The 3,817-nt window shown below is 49.4% G+C and carries 3 protein-coding genes; all 3 read left to right on the top strand.

The window, feature by feature from the left end; all coding sequences use genetic code 11:
- Nucleotides 1–4: 4 nt before the first annotated feature.
- Entirely contained in the window at nucleotides 5–1,183 is a 1,179-nt protein-coding gene (locus tag NZ772_15390; GenBank protein MCS6814939.1) for a BMP family ABC transporter substrate-binding protein, read from the top strand.
- A 116-nt stretch (nucleotides 1,184–1,299) separates the two neighbouring features.
- Nucleotides 1,300–2,442, top strand: coding sequence for an ABC transporter permease (locus tag NZ772_15395; GenBank protein ID MCS6814940.1), 1,143 nt, complete (start codon nucleotides 1,300–1,302; stop codon nucleotides 2,440–2,442).
- Nucleotides 2,443–2,521: 79 nt separating this feature from the next.
- Nucleotides 2,522–3,475 carry an ABC transporter permease gene (locus tag NZ772_15400; protein ID MCS6814941.1) on the top strand — a complete coding sequence of 318 codons (954 nt, stop codon included), beginning with the start codon at nucleotides 2,522–2,524 and terminating at the stop codon, nucleotides 3,473–3,475.
- Nucleotides 3,476–3,817 lie beyond the last annotated feature (342 nt).

Consider the following 3,817-nt stretch of genomic DNA (forward strand, 5'->3'; position numbering starts at 1 on the left):
GATTATCAACTTGTCCCGTCGCCAGATTATTCGAGGGTTGCTAGCAACTGGGGCATTTGCAGCCGCTACTAAGTTTGGTACTGGCTGCACCCCCGCGCCTCAAGGTGGAGACACGGCTAGTAGCCCTAACGCTAGTCCAGCTACGGATGCTGCTAAAGAATTGGTTCTGGGGTTCATTTACGTAGGTCCAAAGGATGACTATGGCTGGAACCAAGCCCAAGCCACAGGGGCAGCAGAAATCGCAAAACTTCCTGGCATTAAAATCGTGGAGCAAGCCAATGTGCCTGAAACTAAGGAAGTGCAGGAGGTCATGCGTAACATGATCGAGCAGGATAAGGTTACTGCCTTGTTTCCTAGTTCATTTGGCTACTTTGATCCGCATATTTTAGAAGTGGCTAAGGAATACAAAGATGTGCAATTCTTCCATGCAGGTACTCTGTGGAAAGAAGGCTTACCCAACAACATTGGTAGCTACTTTGCCCTCTTGGATGAAGGCCAATATATTGCTGGGCGTATCGCAGCCATGACTAGCAAGAGTGGAAAGTTAGGCTTTGTGGCCGCTAAGCCGATTAACCCAGTGCTCCGTAATCTGAATGCCTTTATCCTAGGAGCACGTAGCGTCAAACCTGATATGAAGATGCAAGTGATCTTTACAGGGGACTGGTCATTACCCGTGAAGGAAGCAGAAGCAACCAACTCGCTGGCCGATCAGGGGGTGGATGTTGTAGCCATGCATGTGGACAGTCCTAAAGTGGTGATTGAGACGGCTGAGAAGCGCAACATTTTCTGTAGTGGCCTCCATGCTGCCCAGAACGACTTGGCTCCTAAGGGCTATTTGACGGGGACAGCCTACAAGTGGGCTACCATCCTTAAGAGTTATGTTGAATCAATTCGAGCTGGTAAGACGTTGATGAACGGTGGCATTCCCCATCAAATTCTTGGTGGTCTGGCGGAAAATTACATTGAGTTGGCCCCATTTGGAGAGGCCGTATCGGAAGCTGCTAAGAAGGATGCAGAAGATACAGCTAAGAAGATTATTGACGGCTCTATGTTGATTTACAAGGGGCCAATTAAAGACAACACTGGTGCAGTCAAGATTCCACAAGGCACTGAATATAAGGTGACTGATGGCAAACTGACTGAAATCGATTGGCTAGCGGAAGGTGCCTTGGGTAAGACCTAGTAATCACACCTCTTTTAACTCGAGTATTGGGGGGTTCGTCAGGTAGGCAATCCATAATGGTCTTCTAACCGTTGTGGATTGCGTCAACGTTGACTCAGGAGGCAGGTAAGGCATTCATGTTAAGTTCTAACTGGCGTAGGGTGGCAGAAGCAGTTGTAATACCAATTGCTGCTATTCTGTTTGCTCTCATCCTATTTGGTATTTTCTGCGCTGCCTGTGGCCAGAATCCCTTTGCGGTGTACGGGCTAATTATCAGGTCGGCTTTTGGCAGTTGGCGATCGTTTCAAGGAACATTGCTGAGAGCGGCTCCCTTGATGTTAACGGCTCTATGCACTGCGTTACCTGCTCGATTAGGGCTGATGATTATTGGCAACGAGGGAGCCTTGGTCATGGGTGGCCTAGGAGCCATTATTATGGGGCTGTTATTTTCCTACGGCAGCCTGCTACCATCCCCTGAGCAAGTTGAGAAGACTCTAGGGCTAGCTCCAGTGATTGTGCAGTTGGCCATGGCGGTGGGTGGTATTGTGTTTGGTGGGTTATGGATTGCAGCAGTAGGAGCCTTACGCCATTACCGAGCGGTTAACGAGACGATTAGTAGCCTGTTGATGAACTACATTGCGATCGCACTACTCAACCATCTGGTAGAAGGGCCAATGAAAGATCCTGCCTCCTTGAACAAGCCCTCAACCTTTCCGATTCCCGATGCTGTCAGTATTGGTAATCTTCCTACTACCCGCATTCACTATGGGCTACTCTACGGAATTATTGCTTGTATCATTGCCTACGTATTGATTCAGCGCACTACCTTTGGTTTTGCTGCTCGCACCGCAGGTGGCAATGTCAAGGCGGCTCGTGTGGCTGGTCTACCCGTGGGCAAGCTAGCAGTGATTATTTGCTTCCTAGCAGGCTCCTGTGCTGGTCTGGCAGGCATGGTGGAAGTTGCTGCCGTACAAAAGCAAGCTAACACATCGTTGATTGCAGGCTATGGCTATACCGGGATTCTGGTAGCCTTTGTAGCGCGTTACAACCCCGTAGCTTGTACGATCGTTGCCGTGCTTCTAGGTGGCATTCTCAACGCTGGTGGGGCGTTGCAACGTAGTCTAAGTATGCCTGATGCTACGGTTGGCGTATTTCAGGGTTTAGTGTTCCTAGTAATCCTCTACAGCGAATCGTTGTATGGTCGCTTCAAAATCTTCAAGGAGCCAGAGTTCAATAGTCCCTCGCCTGCTTCGGCATCGTCAACAGCGACACCCGCTTAAGGACAGGTTTCAGGTGGAATATAACCTAGGTTAACAGGAGTTCAGCGAACTAGTGAGTAAGTGACAAATGAGGTGAACCATGGCAGCAGCATTGGGATGGTGGGGCGTTCCTCTAGGAATATTGGCAGGGACATTGCGGGGCAGTGCACCTTTCTTGTTCGTAAGCTTGGGCGAATGCTTAACGGAAAAGAGTGGCAAAATCAACCTAGGACTGGAGGGTACGCTGCTCACTGGCGCTATGAGTGCCTATGCTATATCCTATCTAGGGGCTGAAAAATGGGGACTATCGCCAGCATTGTCTCCATGGCTAGGGGTAATTATTGCGGGAATAGCAGGTATGGTGTTGGGCTTTATCCATGCTTGGTTGTCTCAGCAGCCCAAAGTTAATGATGTTGCTGTGGGCATCGCTATGATTATCTTCGGCAGCGGCATTGCTTTCTTTTTAGGCAAACCGTTTATTCAGCCTAAGGCTCCCCAGTTGCCAACAATCGACCTCGGATTTTGGACAAGCATTCCCCAAGTACAATCAGCCCTGAAAATTAGCCCCCTGTTTATCTTGGGTTTGCTAATTGCTCCATTGATGGCCTGGTTCTTCAAGTCCACACGCTGGGGCTTGTTTGTGCGGGCAGTGGGTGATAGTCCTGATGCAGCTTTGGCGATGGGAATTTCTATTAAGCGGGTGCGGATGTTGTGCATTGTCGCAGGTAGCTTCCTAGCAGGAATTGGTGGAGCTTGTCTTTCCCTCTACTACCCCGGCATTTGGTCAGAAAGCATCTCCAGTGGTCAGGGTTTGATGGCAGTAGCGTTGGTAATCTTTGCCCGATGGAATCCTATTAATTGTCTCTATGCTTCCCTGTTCTTTGGTGGTGCCCAGGCGATCGGCCCTGCCCTACAAGCTGTTGGCATCGAGCAGGGACGCTATTTGTTCAACGCCGCCCCTTATGTCTTAACCCTAGTGATTATGATTATTACCTGCTCACCCAAAAAGACAATTGGTGGCGCGCCTGGTGCATTAGGAACCATCAGTGGCTAACTATCCTAGCTATCGTTGGTTATAAATCTAGCCATCTTGGTTGTTCATCATTACCCCCACACCTGACCAGTGATAACTAAGAACTGTAGTCTGAGATTCAATCCTGATTATTCAGAGGGCTTACGCTGGCTAAACTGGCATCGTTTGGTATCTTAGGAGACGAGTAATGACTCAAGCAGCAGATCCATCCACCCTTAGTTCAGTTAGTTCTATGACGGAGCCTGCGATCGCAACCTCGCCCCCTGACCTGCAAGCCATTAATATGACAAAGCGCTTCGGCAGTCTGGTAGCACTTGAGAATGTCTCGTTACACCTCAAACCTGCCAGCTTCCATGCCCTACT

The sequence above is a fragment of the Cyanobacteriota bacterium genome (assembly GCA_025054735.1).
Lineage (GTDB): Bacteria > Cyanobacteriota > Cyanobacteriia > SKYG9 > SKYG9 > SKYG9.

Coding starts and splice junctions, on each gene's coding strand:
- NZ772_15400 (MCS6814941.1), top strand. CDS start 2,522: ATGGCAGCAGCATTGGGATGGTGGGGCGTTCCTCTAGGAATATTGGCA.
- NZ772_15395 (MCS6814940.1), top strand. CDS start 1,300: ATGTTAAGTTCTAACTGGCGTAGGGTGGCAGAAGCAGTTGTAATACCA.